This is a genomic window from Paraflavitalea sp. (assembly GCF_059502485.1).
The window spans coordinates 2,100,855-2,122,807 of record NZ_JCACET010000008.1 but is presented as its reverse complement, the minus strand read 5'-3'; the positions used below and the strand labels follow the sequence as shown (position 1 = coordinate 2,122,807).

Below are 21,953 nucleotides of genomic sequence, written 5' to 3'. Positions count from 1 at the left end.
AGGGCAACAAGATACGAAGGAAAGGGGTTCTAATTGCCCCAGCCTTTATTTGGCTCTGGTCCCATCTCCAGTTGCAGGGTGCCGCCTGTGGCAATCTGTTTGTGATCGATGTAGCAATGTGTGTAGGGTTTGCCGTTGAGGGTGGCGCTTTGAATGTATATGTTTTGTGGTGAGTTGTTCTTTGCGATGATGGTAAAGGTTTTGCCGCTGGCATATTTGGGATCGAGGCGGATGGTGATCTTATTGAATACCGGGCTGGTGATCTCATAGCGTATGTCGCCGGGACATACCGGGTGCAGCCCGCTGGCTGCGAGTACATACCAGGCCGACATTTGTCCCACATCTTCATTGCCTACCAATCCTTCTACTGAATTGTTGTATGCACGTGTGCAGATAGCTCTTGTCCACTTTTGGGTGAGCCAGGGCGCCTGCAGGCGATTGAACAGGAAGGGCACATGGTGCACCGGTTCATTGGCATGGTTGTAATAGTCGTTCCACATCATGTTCTCCGGCACTTTTTCGAAGAAGGTAGTGAGGTCTGCTACTGTCTTTTCACGGCCGCCCATGAGCGCAGTCATGCCCGGTACATCGTGGGGCACGAACCAGCCTTGTTGATAAGGATTGGACTCTACGCTGCCGTAATCGTGCTTCATTCTTCCTGCTGCGGGCCAGGGCTCCCAGCTTCCATCCTGTTTCCGTGGACGAAACCAATGCATGGAAGTATCGAATATGTTTTTGTACGACTGGCTGCGTTGGGCATATTTGCCGGCTATTTCTTTTTTGCCGAGGTAACCGGCCAGCTGCGACATTGCCCATTCGCTATAGGCATACTCCAATGTATTGGAGATAGAGCCACCACCTGCACAGTATCCTCTATCGCCATTACCAAATTTCTCGCTGGTGTTGACAGCATAGGTAAATGCTTTCTCTACGTTGAAATTCCTGATACCTTTTGCATAGGCATCGGTGATCATGGAGATCGCAGGGTTGCCGATCATGCAACCGCTGTAGGCATTGAAGAACTCCCAACGCTCGAGGTATTTATTACCGCTTTGATCGGCCAGTTCTACCAGCGAGTTGATCATATCGTTTACGACCACGGGGTTGATGATCGTTTGTAAGGGCATCTGGCTTCTGAACACATCCCAACCACTGAATACGGTGCGCTTGGTAAAGGTCTTTGTGCTGTGTATTTGTTGATCGCCACCGGGGTATTGTCCGTCCACATCTGCCATGGCGCGTGGGTCGATCATCGTGTGGTATAGGGCCGTGTAGAATATTGTTTTCTCGTTTTCACCAGCGCCTTCTACGCTCAGTTTTCCCAAGGCTGTGTTCCAACGCGTATGTGCTGCTTTTCGCACGTTGTCGAAGTTCCAGTCTTTGATCTCTGCCTGCAGGTTCTTCTTTGCACCTTCTATACTTACGAGGGAGATACCCGCTTTCAGCAGGACGGTTTCATTGGCAGTAGTGGCAAACTCGGTATAGAAGCCAAGGTGTTTACTTTCTCTTTCTTTTACGCCTTCTAATATAGTAGCGGCTGCTACCTTTTGTTGGTAAACATCGCTCTCTACGTTTTGCAGGTTCTGTTTCCAGTCGCCGGGAATATCAGCGCTCCACAGGCCTACTTTCTTCAATGGCTTGCTGAATTGCGCATAGAAATACACCGTGTAGTCGGCTTTGCCGGCACCGTTGCCCCATCCACCTCCTTCGGGTGTACATCTCATCCATCCTTGTATGGTATGATCGTCTACGACTTTTATGTATTGCAATACGGACGTACCTCCTACCCTGCGGGCCAGGTCGATCTGAATGCGTGATTGCTGGTGTTGCGGGAAAGTGAAACGGATGATGCCGCTGTGGGGTGCAGCGGCCAGCTCTGTTTTTATATTATGGTCTGTCAACTGTACGCTGTAATAACCTGCCGATGCTTTTTCACTGGCTTTGTCGTAAGCAGAGCGGTAACCGCTGCCGGGGTTATTGGGTTTGCCGGCGGCCGTATATAAAGTGCCCGTGGATGGCATGACGAGGAAATTACCGAGGTCACCATACCAGCCTACGCCGCTCATTTGGGTGAAAGCGAAGCCTTCGATGGTGGTGTGCTCATAGCTATAACCGGAACCATTGTCGCCGCCGGTGATCGTGTTGGGGCTCAACTGTACCATGCCAAAGGGCGTAGCTGCTCCGGGAAATGTTTTACCGAGGCCGTGATAGACACCGGCCTTACCTGCGCTGGTGCTGGCGCCGATAAAGGGGTTTACATAATCAGCTGGTTGCTTTTGCTGTGCAGCAATGGATAAAGTGTGGGTAACAGCAATGATAATGAACACGTACTTTTTCATGCAAAACGGCTTTCTTTTCTGCGCCGCGTGTAAATATACGTGCTAATAAAAAGCTATAATGCTGCTAAAATTTCACTACTTCGTAATATACTTTTTTGGGCTTGAGGTCTTTGTCGAATAATAAGGGATAGTCTTTTCTTCCGCGCACGGGAAAGTTATCCAGCCAGCTGTTCCTGTCGGAAATATTCCAGAAGGTGACGCCGGTAATGTGTTGTTTGTATTGGCGCAGCAGCTCAAAGAGCATCTTGTATTTTTCCAGCTGTGCCTGTTCGCGCTCCGGTGTAAAAGCTGCGTTGTTATCTTCCGGTTTGCGTTCGCGGGCGTTGTGTTCTTTGGGATATACAGAGATATCCAGTTCGGTGATCTGCATCTTAAGACCCAGCTGTGCAATGTCGCGGAGTGTGCTGTCGAGTTGTGCGCGGGAAGGTTCGTTCACTGCCCAGTGGCCTTGCAGGCCTACACCATGAATGGGAACGCCTTTGCTTTGGAGGTCTTTGATCAGCCGGATCATCTTAGCCCGTTTAACAGCATTGATCTCATCGTAGTCGTTGTAGAATAGTTGTGCGTTGGGATCGGCTTCATGCGCCCATTGAAAGGCTTTAGCGATGTACTCCTCGCCAATGATCTCCAACCATTTTGAAGGGCGCAGGTATTCATTGGGCTTATCGGAAATGGCTTCGTTCACCACATCCCAGGCATAGATGGTCCCTTTGTAGCGGCTAACTACTGTGGTGATGTGTTCTTTCAAACGTTGCAGCAATACTTCTTTGCTCACGTTCTTACCCGTGCTGTCAACAAATAGCCAAGGGGGCGTTTGGTTGTGCCAGCAGAGGGTATGTCCGCGCATCTTCAGTTGATGGCGTTTGGCAAAGGCTGCAATGGAATCGCCGCCTGCCCAGTTGTATTGCTTTTCAGTGGGATGGATAGGCCCCATCTTCATCGCGTTCTCCGGCGTGAGGCTATTGAACTGTGAAAGGATCAAACCTGCTTCATCTATTTTCAGTGCGCGTGGCGATACGGCTACGCCCACGGAGAAGTAAGCTTTGTAATAATCTTTTAAGCCTTTTTCACCGGCAGGAACTGATGTGCCTGATTGTGCGTAGCTGGCGAAAGGCAAAATGCCTGTCAACCAAAGTATGACAGGCATTAATTGCTTCCAACTACTATTCCGGAGGATTTTAATAGTATGCATTTCTTCCGGATTATTTTTGGGCACGAATTGTTACGATCGTTCCATCAGGATTGTATTTCAACTCCGTTACTTTCACGTTGCGCAAGTGGGTTTTGCCGGATAGCTGTACATCGTGGTAGAACAGGAACCACTTTCCATCTTTTTCGATGATGGAATGGTGGTTGGTCCAGCCTTCCACGGGCTCCAGTATCACACCTTTGTAGGTGAAAGGTCCGTAGGGATTATCTCCGATAGCGTACACGATGTTGTGTGTATCGCCGGTAGAATACGAGAAGTAGTACTTGCCATTGTACTTATGCATCCACGCAGCTTCAAAGAAACGTTTGTCGTTGTCTTTCTCTTTGAACAGGTTGCCCGCACTGTCCACGATCTTAACTTCCTTCACCGGTTCGGCGAAGCTTTTCATGTCAGCGTTCAGTTTAGCTATACGGGGCAACACAGCCAGCTCATCTCCTGTGCGGAGCTTGCCGGCAGAATCGTACTTGTTGTTGTTCCAGCGTTGCAGCTGTCCGCCCCAGATGCCACCGAAGTACATGTAGAATGTACCATTGTCATCTTTGAACACCGTGGGGTCCATGCTGTAGCTGCCTTTGATGGGCTCTTTCTCCGCTACAAACGGCCCTTCGGGTTTCTGGCTTGTGGCCACGCCTATCCTGAACACATCCTGCTTGTCTTTGAGCGGGAAGTACAGATAGTAGGTACCATTGGCAAAAGCTGCATCGGGCGCCCATAGCTGGCGGCCAGCCCAGGGAATGTCCTTAATGTGCAAAGCAACACCATGATCGGTTACCGGTCCGCCCACGGAATCCATGGACAGGATGTGGTAATCCATCATGTTGAAATGATCACCATTGTCATTCTCCGGCGTACCTGTAGCGGTATCATGCGAAGGATAGACATAGATGCGGCCATTGAATACATGGGCCGACGGATCGGCTGTGTATATCTGGCTCACCAACGGCTGGGAAAGGTATTTCTTTCCGGTAGCCGAGTCGGCAGCCGGTGTTGCTTCGTTGGTTGTTGTGTTATTGCCGGCATCGCTACAACCTGTGATGGCAAGGGCTGCGATAACAGCCGGCAGAATCGTTAGTTTGTTCATCTTATTACAGATAGTTGTTGATGATGTTTTCGATGTGTTCCTGTTTGCCGCTGCGTACAGCTGGTTCACCATTTTTGATGGCATAAGCACGCAGGTCTTCAAGGGAAGATTTACCGGCTTCGAATGCTTTGGCTTCAGCGCTGTCGTAAGAGCTGTAGCGATCTTTACGCATCTTTTTGTAAGCGCTCTTTTGCAGGATCGCATCGGCTGTGATGAGTGCGCGGGCAAATGCATCGATACCACCGATGTGGGCAATGAACAGGTCTTCGGGATCGGTAGAGTTACGACGGATCTTGGCGTCGAAGTTGATACCACCGCCTTTGAAGCCACCGCCTTCGAGGATGATGAGCATAGATTCTGTCAGCTCATTAAGGTTGGTAGGGAACTGGTCGGTATCCCAGCCATTCTGGTAATCGCCGCGGTTGGCATCCATGCTACCAAGCAAACCGGCATCTACGGCTACCTGCAGCTCATGTTGGAAGGTGTGACCAGCCAGCGTAGCGTGGTTAACTTCGATGTTCAGTTTGAAATCATTCAGCAGGTCATACTGACGCAGAAAACCGATCACCGTTTCGCAATCATAGTCGTATTGGTGCTTGGTGGGTTCGCAAGGCTTGGGCTCGATGAAGAACGTGCCTTTGAAACCATTCTTTCTTGCATAATCTTTTGCTGTGTGGAGGAAGCGCGCGAGGTGTTCTTTCTCGGCTTTCATGTTGGTGTTCAGCAGGCTCATGTAGCCTTCGCGACCGCCCCAGAATACATAGTTCTCACCACCCAGTGCGATGGTAGCATCCAACGCTGCCTTTACCTGTGCAGCCGCATGGGTGAGCACATGGAAGTCGGGATTGGTAGCCGCACCGTTCATATAACGGCGATTGCTGAAGAGGTTGGCAGTGCCCCAGAGCAACTTAACGCCGCTGGCATCCTGCTTTTCTTTTAAATATTGAGTGAGTGTAGCCAGTCTCTTATCGTTGTCTTCCACATCATTGGTATAATCTACCACGTCCACATCGTGAAAGCAATAATAAGGCAGACCCATTTTGGTGATAAACTCAAAAGCCGCATCAGCTTTGTCTTTGGCTCTTTCGATGGGGTCTTTCTTCGCATCCCAGGGGAAGATATGGGTAGGTTCGCCAAAGGGATCGGCACCTGATCCAACGAATGAGTGCCAGTAGGCTACTGCGAATCGCATCCAGTCTTTCATGGGTTTGCCGGCTACCACTTTGTTCTCATCGTACCAGCGGTAGGCCAGTGGATTTTCGCTTTGCAAGCCTTCATATTTAATGGCGGGAATTCCTTTAAAAAACTCTGTTGCTCCTGTAACTATTTTCATATAATCGTTTTATGTGTTCGCACAATGAGCAAATATTGCTGGATTTGCCGCCGCATACAACCGCTATTATGAAAAGAAAATATGCTATCTTATCAAATGATAGTACATTTATGGCCAAAGTTTGATAAAATCCTTTCTATTTACCAGTGAAGACGCTTATTCAAAAAGTAGAGCCGGATGTGAACCAGAGCTTTGCCTGCCGTGTGTACGAAACGCCCAACTTCGAAACAAACTGGCATAAGCATCCTGAGTATGAACTGATCAGCATTCTGAAAGGGCATGGTACTGCCCTGATCGGCGATCACGTATGTGATTATAAAGTGAATGATGTATTCTTCATTGCGGGTAACCTTCCTCACTGGTTCCGGAAGCATCATGCTAAAATGAACTGTGCTGTGCTGGTGGTGCACTTTACCAGTGATTGCTGGGGAGAAGGGTTGCTGCAGATGCCGGAGATGAAAGTGATCGAGGCACTGCTGAAAAAGAACAACGGTATTCTGTTGCAAAAGAAGTTGAGGAAAGAGATCCTGCAGGATATGCAGACGCTACATGAAGCGAAAGGTTTTGAGAAGTTGTTGCTGCTGATCCAATCGCTGCACAAGATCGGTTCTTCGCAACAATATAAAATGCTGACGGAAGATTTCCATGATCCAGCCAACTCCGTGAATCCTGCCATCGAGAAGATCATCGATTATTCTTTCAAGCATTTCCTGGAACCCATTACGCTGGGAGAGATCGCCAACGTGGCCAATATGACCATCCCTACTTTCTGCCGCTTTTTCCGGAAGAATATCAAGAAGACGTATTTCGATTTTATCCGCGACCTGCGCATCAGCCATGCCTGTAAATTGCTGGCCAATACCGACAAGCCTATACTGGAAGTGTGTTATGAAAGTGGTTATAAAAGCTGGGCGCATTTCAGCAAACAGTTCAAGGAAGTGAAGCTTCAAACGCCCAGCCAATACAGGAAACAGTTTACGTATGCCTGATGTTCGTTACCAGTCATGCGCCAGGCACTGGTATCGGGGAGATGAAGGCTGCTCCTGACCAAGTTTGCTCGTTGAAGAAAACAACATTCGTTGAACCAATGATACGCCAGTAGAACAGAATATCTATATCTGTTCCTTCTTTGGGTATCACATAAGAACCTTGTAGGGAGACAATCGTATTGATATAATCAAAGCCCGCCAATACAGCCGATGCGATCACCACTTCTTCCTGTTGACTTGATTTCAATCTCATTTCTACTGTCAAAGTACAGTCGCGACCTTCAGCTGTATATCCCAGGTTTAAAGTAGCCAACACAATAGCTGGCTGATCAGTTGAGCCAGCTTGCAGGATACCAATGTGAGGAATCAATGTAAAATCACTGGATGTTGGTCCGATACTTTCACCAGGTTTCAACCGGTAGTTGTTGGCATAAACGAAATTCTGCATAGTTTAAGGTTTTAATAATTAATAAGAATAAAATTATGCAGCACTGCTTACTTCAACACTTCTATTTAGTAAGCGGGAACGGCGTTTTATATTATCATTAAAACAAACTATTTACATAGATGATGTCCTGCTCAATTATGCGATTGGGATGATAATAAATGGCAGTTGCATTAAGAATATGTAAAGATTCTTTATCTTACTGTCTTTAGTTCGGGATTTCCGCAACTTTGTACGATTGCAACCATGTCTACAGGAAAATTGACACACGAAAGAGAGCTCCTCCTCCGGGTGGCTGATGGCGATGAACCTTCCTTCATTACCATCTTTAATCATTATCAACCTAATATATATCATACAGCGCTTCGCCTCACTGGCGATCAATGGGTAGCTGAGGAGATCGTTCAGGATGTATTTCTGAAGGTGTGGCTCAAAAGGGAAACACTGCCGGAGATTGAAGTTTTCTGTGCCTGGCTGTATACGATCGCTCAAAACCACGCGCTTTCTGCGCTGAAGCAACTGAAATATAAGCGGGAAAACATCACCAGCTGGGATGGACAGGCGCCTTCGGCCTGGGAAGATGCCAACCTGGACCTGGAAGAAAAAGAGTTCCGTAAACTTATCCAGGAAGCTGTTAACAGGCTCACGCCCAAGCAACGGGAAACATATGTATTAATTAAAGAAAAGGGGTATAAAAGAAATGAGGCGGCCGCCATTTTACAGGTTTCGCCCGAAACCATTAAATGGAACCTCGACCAGGCTATGCAAAATATCAGGGCTTATTGCCTGCCCCGGATGGGCCAATCTTACGCAATTGTTATGTCTCTGGTTATTTTTAAAAATTTAGGCTGATCGTCCCCCCCAAAGTATTCTCTCCAATAGTCTTTATGGTGCACGCGGAAATTAAATTAACAGCATGTCTGAGGAACTGATCGTTTTGTATACTAAATGCATGGAGGGCACTGCCTCTGAAGCCGAGTTAGCCCGGTTCCAGGACCTGTTGTTATTGCCTGAAAATGAAGCTTTGTGCAAGCAGCTGTTGCAGGATGCTTTCAATAGTGATAAAGAGGCGCCGCTGTCGCTAACGCCGGAGAGATCGGCCGTCATCCAGGAAAATATTTTCCGGATCGGCAGTATGCACCAACCGGCGGAGAAGAAAAATACAGCAGTTGTACTTCCGCTGAAAAAGAGGAATACGCTGTGGTGGGCAGCAGCGGCGGTCATCATACTGACCGGCAGCGTGCTCTTCTTCAACAGACCATCCCGACCCGATAGTATTACCAAACAGGATAATGCTTCACCTGTACAAGTGATCAGTCCGGGTAAAGATGGTGCTATCCTTACATTGGCAGATGGAAGAAAGATCGTACTCGATAGTCTTAATAATGGCCTGGTGGCCATGCAATCGGGCGCGAAGGTAGAATTGGAGAACGGCCAACTGTTGTATAAAAAAGAGGCTACCGATGATGAAGTAATAGCCTACAATACGATCAGCACACCACGTGGACGCCAGTTCCAGCTATTGTTGCCGGATGGTTCGCGCGTGTGGATGAATGCTGCTTCTACCCTGCGGTTCCCGACAAAGTTCACCACTAAGGAACGGCGCGTGGAGCTGACCGGTGAAGCTTATTTCGAAATAGCGAAGGCGAGTGAGCAAAATGGTTTCGCCCCTTTCATTGCTGCTGTGAACGACATGGATGTGAAAGTATTGGGTACTCATTTCAATATCAAGGGTTATAGTGATGAACCACAGATCAAAACTACCCTGCTGGAAGGTGCTGTGAGTATTAATAAGCCTGGCATACAAACGGTGCGTTTAGCTCCGGGACAACAGGCAGTGGTGGCTGCCAACCAGGGCATAGAGGTGCATGAAACGGACACGGAAGAGCAGGTGGCCTGGATCAATAATATTTTCCATTTCAACAATGAAGAGATCACTTCGGTAATGAAACAAGTGGAAAGGTGGTATAATGTGGAGGTAGTTTTTCAAAGTTTGCCAACAAAACATTTTACGGGTATGATATCCAGGAAATCGGATGTAGAAAGCCTGCTGAAGAAACTGGAAATGACAGGAGGTATGCACTTCAGGATGGAAGGAAGAAAGATCATCCTTTTTCATTGATAACCTTATCATAAAGAGCTTCGACAAGCTTTATTACCTGCCAGGCGGTTTGTTCCTGCGCATTCAACACTTTATTTAAACACGTAATGAAACTGAAAACTTTACCAAAAGTGCCGGGGGATGTCATGCCCGGTGGCGAACGACCCACCCGTCGCGCCTGGACGAGAAGTACTTTGATGGCGTCGTTGCTGTTGATCTTTTTCCTGCCGGCCATGGCTATTACGGCGCAGGAAAAGATAACGCTGACGCTCAAGAATGCATCGCTTGGAAGAATATTTAAAGACATACGCCGGCAAACGGGCTTCCTGTTCATTTACACGGAAGAAACGTTGAAGACAGCCAGGACAGTCAATATCGATGTTAAAAATGCCACACTAAAGGAGGCGCTGGATATCTGTTTCTCGGGCCAGCCGCTTACGTATGTGATCATGGATGATGCTGTGGTGGTGAAACAAAAAGAACAGCCTATTATCAAAGCAAGCGCACCTCTTGCCGATACTACTATCAATGGCCGTATCCTTTCTGCCACTGGTGAAGGGCTCTCTGGCGTGAGTGTACGGCTGAAGAACAGTGCTACCGGTACTGCCACCGACGACCGTGGAGGATTCAGTTTACGGGTCCCTTCCACTGGCACGCTGGTGATCTCCTATGTAGGTTATACCACACAGGAGCTGCCTGTGAACGGCCGCAAGAACTTCAATATTCAATTACAGGTCGCATCGGACCCTATGAATGAAGTAGTGGTCGTAGGTTTCGGACAACAAAAGAAGGTAAGTGTAACGGCTGCCGTATCTTCTATGGGTACCAAAGAATTATTACAGCGGCCGCAGGCCAACGTGAGCAACCTGCTGGTGGGTAACCTGCCCGGCGTCATTGCCGTGCAACGCAGCGGCGAACCCGGCAACGACCAATCTACTATCCGCATACGCGGTACAGGTACTTTTACCGGCAGCGCCGATCCGCTGATCATGATCGATGGTATCGAGCGCCCGGAATACAACAGCATCGACCCTAATGAAATTGAATCGATCAATATATTGAAGGATGCATCGGCTACCGCCATCTATGGTGTACGTGGCGCCAACGGTGTGATCCTGATCACTACACGCCGTGGTAAGAAGAATCAAAAGCCTTCGCTGAGCTATTCGGGCAATGTGGCGATGCAAACGCCCACGATGCTACCGCATTATTTAAACAGTTATGATTATGCCCGGATGTATAATGAAGCGTTGAAGAATGATACTTTCTTAACCGGCTCTCCTTATACGCCGAAGTACAGTGACGCCGACCTGGAAGCTTACCGCAACGGATCGGACCCTGTTTTTCATCCCAACACCAACTGGATGGATATCTTTCTGCGGGATAATTCTTTCCAGACGCAACATAATTTCAACATCAGTGGTGGTGGCGACCGGATGCAATATTTTATTTCCGGTGGTTATCTGAAGCAAGAGGGTATCTATAAGTATACAGACCTGAGCCCCGACTTCAGCGCCAACGCCAAAAACACCCGCTACAACTTCCGCAGCAACCTCGATTTCACCATCACCAAACGCTTCACGGCCAATGTGCAGCTGGCAGGGCAGATAGAAGACCAGAACTTTCCCGGCAACTCTGCTTCTACCATCTGGCGTGATATTTCCTGGACCAACCCCTTGGGCTCTCCGGGATTGATCGATGGCAAGGTGATCCGCCTGCAGGGACAGACTTCTGTTGTGAACCCTTTCTGGACTTTGCTCAGTGCCGGTTACTACCAGCAATACAGAAGCAACCTCAACAGCACCGTGAAGTTGTCGCACAACCTTGACTTTATTACACCGGGGCTTTCCGTGTACGGTACAGCGGCATATGATTTCTTTTATAGCCAGGCCATCACACGCTCACGGAATATTCTTTATTACATCGCTACAAAAGACCCTGCCAACGCCAACAATATCCTGTATATACCGCAGGGAGAGGAAAGTCCGCTGGGCTTCAGCGAATCGATGGGTAAGAACAGAAGGGTGTATGCGGAAGCCGGTGTGAACTACAGCCGCAGCTTTGGCGATCATACTGTAAGTGGTTTGGTACTTTATAATCAAACGAAGTATTATTCTCCCGACCTCGCTTTGCTGGTGCCGAACGCCTACCAGGGCATGGTGAGCAGGATCACTTATAACTATGACAATCGCTACCTCGCTGAATTGAACATGGGGTATAATGGTACGGAGAACTTTGCCAAAGGAAAACGTTTTGGTCTTTTCCCTGCCTTCTCGCTGGGATGGGTAGCCTCGCAGGAAAAGTTCTTTCCGCAAGACGGCATCGTGAGTTACCTGAAGATCAGGGGCTCTTATGGTGAGACGGGCAATGATAAAGTGGGTGGCCAACGATTCCTGTACCTGCCTTCGTCGTATGGATACAGTGGCAGTTATTACTTCGGTACGGTAGGTCAGAATTATCAGTCGTATCAGGGATCGGTAGAGAATAAGATCGGCAATCCTGATCTTACCTGGGAGCGGGCGCGTAAAAGCAATATCGGTCTTGAAATAAATCTGCTGAATGACCGCTTCACTTTTGTGGGTGATTATTTTCAGGAGCACCGCAACAACATCCTCGCTAACCGCGGTACTATTCCTTTCATCGTAGGCGCCGACCTGCCTGCGTATAACCTGGGGCGTATGAAGAACAGTGGATATGAAGCTGAAGTGGGTTACAAAGATAGAGTGGGCGCTTTTCAATATTGGGTAAAAGCCAACTACACGTTTGCGCGCAACAAGATCCTGTTCATGGATGAAGCGCCTAAAACGTATGCTTACCAGAACTCTACCGGCAACAGAACCGGACAGCTTTTCGGACTGCTGGCTGATGGCTTCTACAATACCTGGGACGAGATCAATGATCCCAAGCGCCCTGTAAGCCAGTGGAATAACAACAAGCTCCAACCCGGTGATATCCGATACATCGATGTAAACAATGATGGCAAGATCAACATAGACGACCGGATGCCGATCGGCTATTCCAACATCCCGGAAAAGATATTCGGTCTTTCTTTTGGTGGTGCTGTAAAGGGTATCGACTTCATGGCCATGTTGCAGGGGGCGGATAATGTTTCCATCCAATATTTTGGCCGTGCCTTGTGGCCTTTCATCAATGGACAAGAAAGCGCGAAGGAAGCCATTCTTGAACGCTGGACACCTGAACGCTATGCGCAGGGTCTGCCCATCAGTTTCCCCCGCCTGTCTATGAACCCCAACCGCAATACCGATCACAACTTCCAGGAATCCACCTTCTGGACACGCAGCGCCAGCTACCTGCGCCTGAAGAATTTGCAAGTGGGCTATACGCTGCCTGCTCAATTGACGGGCAGATTGAAAATACAAAGCATACGGGTATATGTGAGCGGCGCCAACCTGATCACCTGGAGTGATGCGAAGGAGTTTGACCCCGAATCTCCTTCCGCTGGTGGCAATACGGAGATCACTGCTTACCCGCTTCAGAAAGTATACAACCTTGGTGTTAACATAAAATTTTAATGTACGGTCATGAAAAGAGTATTTGTTTTTGCAGGGCTCACTTTACTTTTTATCTCCTGCAACCGGGACTTCCTCGAGAAACCACCCGGCGTGGAGATCACAGAAGATGTTATCTTCTCCAACATGGCGCAAACAGAAACGTTTGTTGCCGCTACTTACCAGGCATCTGTTCCCAACGGTTATCCACTGAGTGGTGCGCTTGAGCGCCGGCTGAATGGTGGTATCCTCGCTGCAGCCTGTGACGAAGGGGATATGGCCAATACCTGGACGAACGCGCAGGGTTGGAATAAAGGTTCTATTCCCAACAACAACATCATCTGGGATGAAGATGAGCGGGTAGCTTCCCGCTGGCAGGCTATCCGTAAATGCAATATCCTGCTGGAACGTGTGGACGGTGTGCCGGGCGCTACTGAAGAGTTCAAGAAGCAGGTAAAGGGTGAAGCGTTGTTCATGCGTGCGCTGTTGTACTTTGAAACGGTGAAGCGCTATGGTGGTGTTCCTATCGTGAACAAACGCCTGCAGCCTGATGATGAAATATTGATCCCCCGCAGTCAACTCGATTCCTGCATTGAATTTATCATCAAAGATTGTGATGAAGCAACCAACCTGTTGCCTCCTTCCCAGCCTGCCGCTATGCGCGGAAGAGCTACCAAGGGCGCTGCACTGGCTCTCAAAGCAAGAACACTGTTGTATGCAGCGAGCCCGCTGTTCAACACCGCTACGCCTTATATGAACTTTGGCAACAACAATAAGCTGATCTGTTTTGGCAACTATGATAAGAATCGTTGGAAGCACGCAGCAGATGCAGCCAAAGCAACGCTCGACTGGGCGTCAGGCGCCGGCTGCACACTGGTAAAGCAATATAGTACTGACCAGAATTATGAAACGATGTGGACGCAGCCGGATAATGAAGAGATCATTCTGGCCAGCAAAGCGTATGGCGCCTGGGGCCGGGGCACACGTCCTATGCAGGTGATCCTTCCTGCGTGGGCAGGTACCAGCTGGCAGGATGGTGGCGTAACTGTTCCGTTCAACTTTGTAAAGTTTTATGAGAAGAAGGATGGCACTCCCCAGCAATGGAATATGAATGGCGGCAACGACCTCATCGCTAAATACAATGAACTGGACCCGCGCTTCAAGCAAACCATCGCCGCACATGGTGATACCTGGAACAGTTCTGTAGGCAAGATATCGCTGATCACCGCTCCGATGAACACCTATTGCCGTGGCGGTCACTGGATGCGCAAAACCATTCCCCGCCAATTATCAAGGACTGGCTCCGATACGTATGTGATCAACTGGATCGTCTTCCGTCTTGGTGAAGTATACCTCAACTATGCTGAAGCGCTCAATGAATTCAATGATGCGGCTCCTGAAGAAGCATATGCTGCTGTGGATGAAGTGCGCAAGCGTTCGGGCATGCCTACGCTACCGCGTGGCCTCACGAAGGAACAGTTCCGCCAGCGTGTGCGCAACGAACGTGCTGTAGAGCTGGCTTTTGAAGAGCATCGTTTCTGGGATATACGCCGCTGGCTGATCGCCAATGAGGAAGGTGTGATGAAAGGCGCCTTCTATGGCTTTACCATCACCGCTGTTTCCGGCAATGCCAATGAAGCTGCTTACAAACCAACCGTATTCGAGAACCGGGTTTGGAACGACAGGCAATACCTGCATCCCTTCCCTTCTGCAGAGATATTTAAAGGCTACCTGCTGCAAAATCCCGGCTGGTAATTATTTACGAACCATTGTATTTAACAAACATGACGCGCAGACCTATCCATTCAATTCATACATGGTTACTGGCCGCCGGTATCTTTTATGCTCCGCAGGGAGTGCTGGCACAGGAACCCGTTAAGGATCAAGAGCAGGCTATTACGGTTGATACATTACCGATAGCTTATGGCAAACAGGCCACTAAAAGAATAACGGCCGCTATTGCCACCACTACCGGCAATGACCTTATGAAGACGTTTGCTCCTTCATTGGGCAATGCCTTATATGGTCGTATCCCCGGACTCATTGTGATGCAAGGCAGCGGAGAGCCGGGTTATGATGCGCCCGCTTTATATGCAAGGGGCAGAAGCTCATACCGCGATGCAGGCGTCGTTACCATCATCGATGGCTTTGAAGCGCCTTTCAATCAATTGGTAGCAGAAGAGATCGAGACGGTATCGCTGCTGAAAGATGCAGCAGCTACTGCGCTGTATGGCATGCGTGGCGCCAACGGTGTATTACTGGTGACCACGAAGAAGGGTACCAACAGCAGAACGCAGATCAACTTCAGTGCACAAACGGGCTGGCAAAGCTTCAATGATTTCCCCAAACCATTGGGATCTTATGATTATGCAAGGCTATTCAATGAAGCGCTGGCCAATGAAAACAAGCCTTTGCTGTACACAGACGCTGATCTCGAAGCGTACCGTCTCGGCACCGATCCTTATTTTCATCCCAATGTGAACTGGTATGATGAGGTGCTGCGCAGCAGTACGCCTGTGCAGAACTTCGACCTCAACTTCCGCGGTGGCACCAAAGGGGTTCGCTTTTTTGTATTGCTGAATGCGCTGATCAACCAGGGCATGTACAAGAATACAGACAAGGAAAGAAGGGAGAATGCGAATGCCCGTTTTATGAAGTACAATTTCAGGACGAATGTAGATATCGACATTACGAAGCGGCTCACTGCCTCCTTGTATATGGGTGGCCGTATTGAAGACCGCAGCTCACTGAATGGCACTACTGCTTCTCAGCTGTTCGACATGCTTTCACAAACGCCTCCGAATGCGTTCCCCGTTTATACGCCTGGTAAAGTGTACGGTGGCTCTTCGGTTTACAAGAACCCGGTGGCTACCGTGCTGGGTACCGGCATGTACAATAACCACAACCGCAACTTCCAGGGGATATTGACCTTAAAGCATGATCTTGATTTCTGGCTGAAGGGGCTTAGTGCCGAAGGTACCGTTGCCTTCACGAACTTCTTTGCCGGCACTTCTACGCAAAACCGTACGTATGCAATGGCCAGCATGACGAAGAATGCCAATGGCGATACCGTGTATACCACCATCGGGCAGAATACACCTTTAACGCCTTCTGAAGGATATGGCGATCAGTGGAGGCGTTCGAATGTTCGCTTCAACCTGAACTACAACAACAGTTTTGGCTTGCATGACATTGGCGCTATGGTGCAGTATGTGCAGGACAAATACACGATCGCGGGCAACAATGTTCCTTTTGCTTATCAGAATTATGCAGCACGCGCCACGTATGCTTTCAATAAGAAGTACATGGCTGAGGCCGTGTTGAGCCTGATGGGTACAGACAACTTCCCGAAAGGCAATCGCTTTGGCTGGTTTCCCGCTGTATCGCTTGGCTGGATGCTTTCTGAAGAATCGTTCCTGAAAGAGCTGTTTAAAGATGGCTCGTTGAAGCTGCGTGCTTCTTATGGCAAAAGCGGCAACGACCAGATCGGTGGACAGCGGTTTATGTATGATCAGTATTATTTCATGCAGGGTGGTTATCCTTTTGGCAATAACAATACCTCTGCCGGTGGCATGCAGGAAGGCAGTCTTGCCAATCCCGGTGTGACCTGGGAGAAGAAAACCACTGCCAATATCGGCATCGATGGTACTTTCCGGAAACGCTGGCATTTCTCTGCCGATGTGTTTGCTGAAAAGCGTTATGATATTCCTGCCACACCCGAAGGCACCATTCCCGGTTTCCTGGGCGCAACCCTGCCTATGCTGAATGTAGGTGAAGTAAGCAACAAGGGTTTTGAATTATTGCTGGGTTATCAAAGCGAACCCTCCAAAGCTTTCCGCTATTCACTTGAAAGCAGTGTGCTGTATGCCCGCAATAAGATACAGGACATGTCGGAAGCCGCACAGCCTTATGAGTACCTGAAGCAAACAGGTCGTGCAGTGGGTCAACCTTTTGGATTGGTATCGGATGGTTTTTATCAGGCTGGTGACTTTGAAAACAATGGTCAGTTGAAAGCTGGTTTACCTGTACCACAATTTGGCCAGGTGCGTCCCGGTGATATCAAATATGTAGATCAGAACAATGATAAGCTGATCGACATTTACGATTACAAAGCGTTGGGTTATGCTACCGTTCCTCAATGGAATTATAGTTTCAGGCTTGGGCTCTCTTACAAACAATTTGACCTCGATGCCTTGCTGCAAGGTGTGGCCGACCGCAGTGTGTACCTGAATGGTGCACGGGTATGGGCTTTCCAGAATAATTCAGGCGCCACTGAAATGAGCCTCGGCAGGTGGACACCCGCTACGGCTACTACTGCTACTTACCCACGCTTGACCACCAGCGCTAACGACAACAATTACCGCTTCTCCGACTTCTGGCAGCGCAATGGCAATTTCTTTAAGCTGCGGTCGCTGGAACTGCGGTACAGGGTGCCGGCTTCGTGGACCAATAAGGCAAAGCTGGACAATGCTTCGCTGTTTGTATTAGGCAATAATCTTTTTTCTATCGATGCATTACCGGGTATGGACCCGGAAAGTTTATCGGGTTATCCATCGCTGCGCACTATTACTGTGGGCGTGCGTGTGGGCCTTTAAACTCTTTTGCTGATCTAAATTATTTATTACGATGAAATACACTTATAAAAGCACCCTGGTGCTGGCCGGATTGCTGCTGACGCTGTATAGCTGTAAGAAGGATTACCTCGACAGGCAGATCGGTACGCTCTTATCAGAAGACGAAGTGTTTGTCTCTTATTCTTATTCGGAAAGGTTCCTAAATGATACTTATGCCTGGCTGCCCGGTGGCTTCGACCGCATCGACGGCGCCATGGCCGATGCCGGCACGGATGATGCAGAGCATACGCGGGAAGGATCGACCATACAGCGGTTCAACAATGGCAGCTGGAATGCTTTCTCCAACCCGGATGATCAATGGAATTTCTTTTATGCAGGTATCCGGAAGACCAATATCTTCCTGCGGGGTGTTGACAGTGTTAACCTCGATGCCTTCCGGCTGGACCCTGCCGGACAAACTGAATACCAGAACCGCCTGGGTGATATCAAACGCTGGAAAGCGGAGGCTGCTTTTTTACGCGCCTACTTTTATTTTGAATTGGTAAAGCGTTATGGTAGTGTGCCACTCATCACCCGCGTACTGTCGCTCAATGAAGACCTCACCAAGATCCAACGTAACTCACTGGATGAATGTGTACAGTTTATCGTAACGGAATGCGACAAGGCTGCTGCCGACCTGAATATCTTCCCCGGCCGTATTGCCAATGATGCCAACGCATCGGGCAAGGCCACGAAAGGGGCAGCCCTGGCATTGAAGAGCCGTATGTTATTATACGCTGCCAGTCCGTTGTACCTCGCACCAGATGATCTTTCCAATGCTAAACCTTCGGACAACAATAAATGGCGGGCGGCCGCTCAGGCAGCCAAAGCCTTGATCGACCTTGGCCCGAATACTTATACGCTTGTAACCAGCTATACAAGTTTGTATAACAGTATTGCCAATACGGAACTGATCCTCGCCCGTCGCTATACTGCTTCCAATGGTTTTGAACGTGCCAGCTACCCCGTGGGTTATGAACAAGGACAAAGTGGCACCACGCCTTCACAAAATCTGGTGGATGCTTACGAAATGAAAGATGGTACTGCTTTCGACTGGAGCAACCCTGCTCACGCAGCAGCGCCTTATACCAACCGCGATGACCGGCTGGGGCAGACCATCCTGCTTAATAACACCACATGGAAAGGCAGAGCGGTAGAAGCATGGACTGGCGGCCGCGATGGCCGTGGCGTAGACCGCGCTACCAAGACGGGTTATTACCTCAAAAAGCATGTGGCAGAAGATGTAAACCTCGTGACCAATACCACGAAGGTGCATGCATGGCCTTTGTTCCGCCTGGCAGAAATATACCTGAACTACGCAGAGGCATTGAATGAAGCCGACCCTACCAACACGGATATCCTGCTTTACCTGAATAAGGTACGCACCCGTTCCAAACAGCCGGCTTTATTAGCTGGTCTGTCGCAGGATGCGATGCGTAAAAAGATACAGCAGGAAAGACGCATCGAACTGGCATTTGAAGAGCACCGCGCCTGGGATGTACGTCGCTGGAAAGAGGGTGTCACTTTCCTCAATGTGCCACTTCGCGGAGTAGAGATCACACGTGCAGCCAATGGCAGTTTTCAATACGAACCCATCATCGTTGAAAGCAGGACTTACGAGCCTAAGATGAACTGGTTTCCCATTCCTCAAAATGAACTGATCAAATCGGGCTGGAAGCAGAATACTGGTTGGTAAACCGGAGGCAAAGCCAGAGGCTTTGAAATAGCCGTCACCAGCCAGAGGCTGGCGACTGTAAGGGACAAGTTTTGAGGGCGACCCACCCTTTGGACTACCCTTCGACAACACTTCGACAGGCTCAGTGTGACAGAGGGTGACAACTTTAACAATACTTAATTAAAACTGATGAACAGAAAAATATTATCTGTGCTACTGGGTAGTTACGTCTTATTGGCAACCCAAGCTACAGCACAAACAACTACAACACCTGCTATCGACATCTGGACGCCGCGTGCACACAACCCTGCTTTCACTGAGCCCGGCGGCAGCTTTACAGTAGAAGTGAAAGGAGCAGCTACGCTTGCTGCTTCCGGCTGGAAAGCCACTTTGCGTAATGACATTGCAGCGTGGCCCTGTGTAGTGAAAAGTGCTTCTTACGGTCGTATTCATCATGATACAGAAGATGGCTGGCAGGTAGTGGTACAAACGCCTGCTACTATTTCTCCGGAGCTTATGACGCTAGAATTAACGCAGGGCAAAGCAACTGATGTATCATTAAGAAGTATACATGTAGTACCTGATTTTGAAAAAGACTTCTATATCCTGCATCAGTCTGATCAACATATATCAGGCCCACTGGCTGTGGAACCGGGTGGCAAATCGAGCAAGAAATGGGGTGAAGGCAGTAAGCAGGCGCTCGAATGGATGACGCCCGTGGTGAACCTGATCAATCCCCGGTTCATGATCGAAACGGGTGATAACATGCACTTGTATTTTGAACACAACTACTGGTGCGGGCTGGACAGCGCCAAAATACGCGTACAACGTTTTCTCGATGGCCTTGCCGGGTTATCTGTTCCTTTTGTGATGAGCACGGGCAACCACGACATTGGTTTCTCTGACTATGTAGATATAAAAGAATGGCGTGCCGCTTATGCCATCATCATGGGTCAACGCGCCTTCTCTTTCAGGATGGGTTCTTTCTATGTGTTGTGTACTGAATGGACTGCTCCCGATTACCTGCCCTGGGCCAAAGCCAATTATGCGCAGGCAAAAGCCGACACCGCCGTGAAGTTTCATTTATTGATGTCGCATTACTATGATGGACCTTCCGGTTATACCACCGTAACACCCACCGGCGATAGTACCGATCTGATTTTAGTAGGCCATAATCACCGTACAAAGACGTTGCAGACGAGTCCCTATTATGCATTGAGTGTGGGAACTGCACAGGATCACCAGCGCACAGGGTTTTACAACTTCCATCGCACCACTGCCGGCTGGACTTCTCCTGAAGTGAAGACGCATGCCGATGGCGTGAATGTCCATCACCTGCTGGGTGACAATGGTGTACCCAAAGTATCGGCCAGTTACTCATCGCTCAATGATGGAACAGCAAGCTCCAATACTATTACTATTAAAAACGAACTGCCCAATAACTTTTATGATGGCAGAGTTCGGTTGCTGTTGAAGAAAGGGAAATACAAAGTTACCGGCGGCACCATCCTTTCACAATACGCTTACAACAAAGGGAAGAATACGGCGGTACTGGTACAGGTAAACATTCCCGCCAGCAACTCCACTACTCTATCTGTCAAACCTCAATAACCATATCATGAGAACCTACGCTATCAGCTTTACGCTGTTCCTGACTATTGCTTCGCTGTATGCTTTCATGGAAGCACCCAAAACACTGACCATTGCTTTTGGCTCGTGCAGCAAGACTACTTTACCACAACCTTTGTGGAAACCCATCATCGCCGACAAACCTGATATCTGGATATGGCTGGGTGATAATATTTATGGCGACTCGGATGATACGGCTGTATTGCGCGCCAAGTACAATACACAGCTGGCTAACCCGGAGTACCAACAGCTCGCCGCTCAAACAAGGATCATCGGCACCTGGGATGATCATGATTACGGACGTAATGATGGCAACAAGACTTTCCGTATCAAGAAGGAAAGCCAGCAAATTGCACTGGATTTTTTGGGTGAGCCGCAAAACACCGTTCGCCGTAAGCAGGAAGGCATTTATACTTCTTATGATTATACCATCGGCACGAAGAAGCTGAAAGTGATCCTGCTCGATGTACGCTATCACCAGGATACGCTTTCCCGCGACAAGAAAGGTTATATACCTAATCCCAAAGCCGATATCCTCGGTGAACAACAATGGAAGTGGCTGGAGGCAGAACTGAAGAACAGCAAGGCTGATGTACACCTCATCGGCTCCGGGCTGCAATTCTTTCCCAATGAGCATGCTACGGAAATGTGGGGCAACTATCCTTCTTCGCTCGATCATTTTACACGGCTCATCGCCACACACCGTGTAAAGGGTGTGATGCTGCTTACCGGTGACCGCCATATCGGTGAATTCACCAAGGTCATGGTGCCCGGGGTGAACTATCCTATTTATGAATTTACCTCCAGTGGTATGACGCACTCTTCTACACAGGATACGCTGAACAGGAACCGGCTGCGCATTGGCAACCTCGTGACGCAAAAGCATTACGGGTTATTACAATTCACCGAGAAGGACAATACGCTGGAAGTAACCGCCAGCCTGAAAGGGGAACAGGGACAAACCTATACCACCGAAACGGTGCGCATCAGTCCGACCTTTTAGCTCCGGTCAAACTATTAAACTTTATT

The 21,953-nt window shown here is 48.9% G+C and carries 13 protein-coding genes and 1 pseudogene; 9 read left to right on the top strand and 5 right to left on the bottom strand.

The annotated features are described in order from the left end of the window. Positions 1-29 precede the first annotated feature (29 nt). The 4 genes and pseudogenes from AC5JBY_RS11140 to xylA form a co-directional block, all read right to left on the bottom strand. Positions 30-2,342: pseudogene (locus AC5JBY_RS11140) on the bottom strand (GH92 family glycosyl hydrolase); the annotation flags it as partial. A gap of 61 nt (positions 2,343-2,403) precedes the next feature. Then, the gene (locus AC5JBY_RS11135; RefSeq protein WP_495904661.1) at positions 2,404-3,531 is read right to left on the bottom strand and encodes an endo-1,4-beta-xylanase; all 1,128 of its coding nucleotides are present in this window, start codon (positions 3,529-3,531) and stop codon (positions 2,404-2,406) included. Between the two features lie 10 nt (positions 3,532-3,541). Continuing rightward, on the bottom strand, positions 3,542-4,630 hold the full coding sequence (locus tag AC5JBY_RS11130; RefSeq protein WP_495904660.1) for a glycoside hydrolase family 43 protein: 1,089 nt from the start codon (positions 4,628-4,630) through the stop codon (positions 3,542-3,544). Positions 4,631-4,634: 4 nt separating this feature from the next. Further along, positions 4,635-5,963: a xylose isomerase gene (xylA, locus tag AC5JBY_RS11125; RefSeq protein WP_495904659.1), complete on the bottom strand. Its 1,329-nt coding sequence runs from the start codon at positions 5,961-5,963 to the stop codon at positions 4,635-4,637. A gap of 146 nt (positions 5,964-6,109) precedes the next feature. Here xylA and AC5JBY_RS11120 point away from each other — a divergent pair, with 146 nt between their 5' ends. Continuing rightward, positions 6,110-6,952 (top strand): AraC family transcriptional regulator, encoded by an 843-nt coding sequence (locus tag AC5JBY_RS11120; RefSeq protein WP_495904658.1) that lies wholly within the window; start codon positions 6,110-6,112, stop codon positions 6,950-6,952. 13 nt (positions 6,953-6,965) lie between these two features. Here the strand turns inward: AC5JBY_RS11120 and AC5JBY_RS11115 are convergent, their stop codons facing one another. Beyond that, on the bottom strand, positions 6,966-7,400 hold the full coding sequence (locus AC5JBY_RS11115) for a hypothetical protein (RefSeq protein ID WP_495904657.1): 435 nt from the start codon (positions 7,398-7,400) through the stop codon (positions 6,966-6,968). A gap of 243 nt (positions 7,401-7,643) precedes the next feature. Here AC5JBY_RS11115 and AC5JBY_RS11110 point away from each other — a divergent pair, with 243 nt between their 5' ends. The 8 genes from AC5JBY_RS11110 (at position 7,644) to AC5JBY_RS11075 (ending at position 21,927) form a co-directional block, all read left to right on the top strand. Further along, on the top strand, positions 7,644-8,249 hold the full coding sequence (locus AC5JBY_RS11110) for an RNA polymerase sigma factor (RefSeq protein WP_495904656.1): 606 nt from the start codon (positions 7,644-7,646) through the stop codon (positions 8,247-8,249). 64 nt (positions 8,250-8,313) lie between these two features. Further along, the gene (locus AC5JBY_RS11105; RefSeq protein ID WP_495904655.1) at positions 8,314-9,519 is read left to right on the top strand and encodes a FecR family protein; all 1,206 of its coding nucleotides are present in this window, start codon (positions 8,314-8,316) and stop codon (positions 9,517-9,519) included. An 86-nt stretch (positions 9,520-9,605) separates the two neighbouring features. Continuing rightward, positions 9,606-13,031, top strand: a complete 3,426-nt coding sequence (locus AC5JBY_RS11100) for a TonB-dependent receptor (RefSeq protein ID WP_495904654.1) — start codon at positions 9,606-9,608, stop codon at positions 13,029-13,031. Positions 13,032-13,040: 9 nt separating this feature from the next. Next, complete coding sequence (locus AC5JBY_RS11095) at positions 13,041-14,762, top strand: RagB/SusD family nutrient uptake outer membrane protein (RefSeq protein WP_495904653.1); 1,722 nt, start codon at positions 13,041-13,043, stop codon at positions 14,760-14,762. A gap of 29 nt (positions 14,763-14,791) precedes the next feature. Beyond that, positions 14,792-17,602 (top strand): SusC/RagA family TonB-linked outer membrane protein, encoded by a 2,811-nt coding sequence (locus AC5JBY_RS11090; RefSeq protein ID WP_495904652.1) that lies wholly within the window; start codon positions 14,792-14,794, stop codon positions 17,600-17,602. Positions 17,603-17,633: 31 nt separating this feature from the next. Continuing rightward, positions 17,634-19,316, top strand: a complete 1,683-nt coding sequence (locus tag AC5JBY_RS11085; protein ID WP_495904651.1) for a RagB/SusD family nutrient uptake outer membrane protein — start codon at positions 17,634-17,636, stop codon at positions 19,314-19,316. 168 nt (positions 19,317-19,484) lie between these two features. Continuing rightward, on the top strand, positions 19,485-20,906 hold the full coding sequence (locus tag AC5JBY_RS11080) for a metallophosphoesterase family protein (RefSeq protein ID WP_495904650.1): 1,422 nt from the start codon (positions 19,485-19,487) through the stop codon (positions 20,904-20,906). Between the two features lie 7 nt (positions 20,907-20,913). After that, positions 20,914-21,927 carry an alkaline phosphatase D family protein gene (locus tag AC5JBY_RS11075; protein WP_495904649.1) on the top strand — a complete coding sequence of 338 codons (1,014 nt, stop codon included), beginning with the start codon at positions 20,914-20,916 and terminating at the stop codon, positions 21,925-21,927. Positions 21,928-21,953 lie beyond the last annotated feature (26 nt).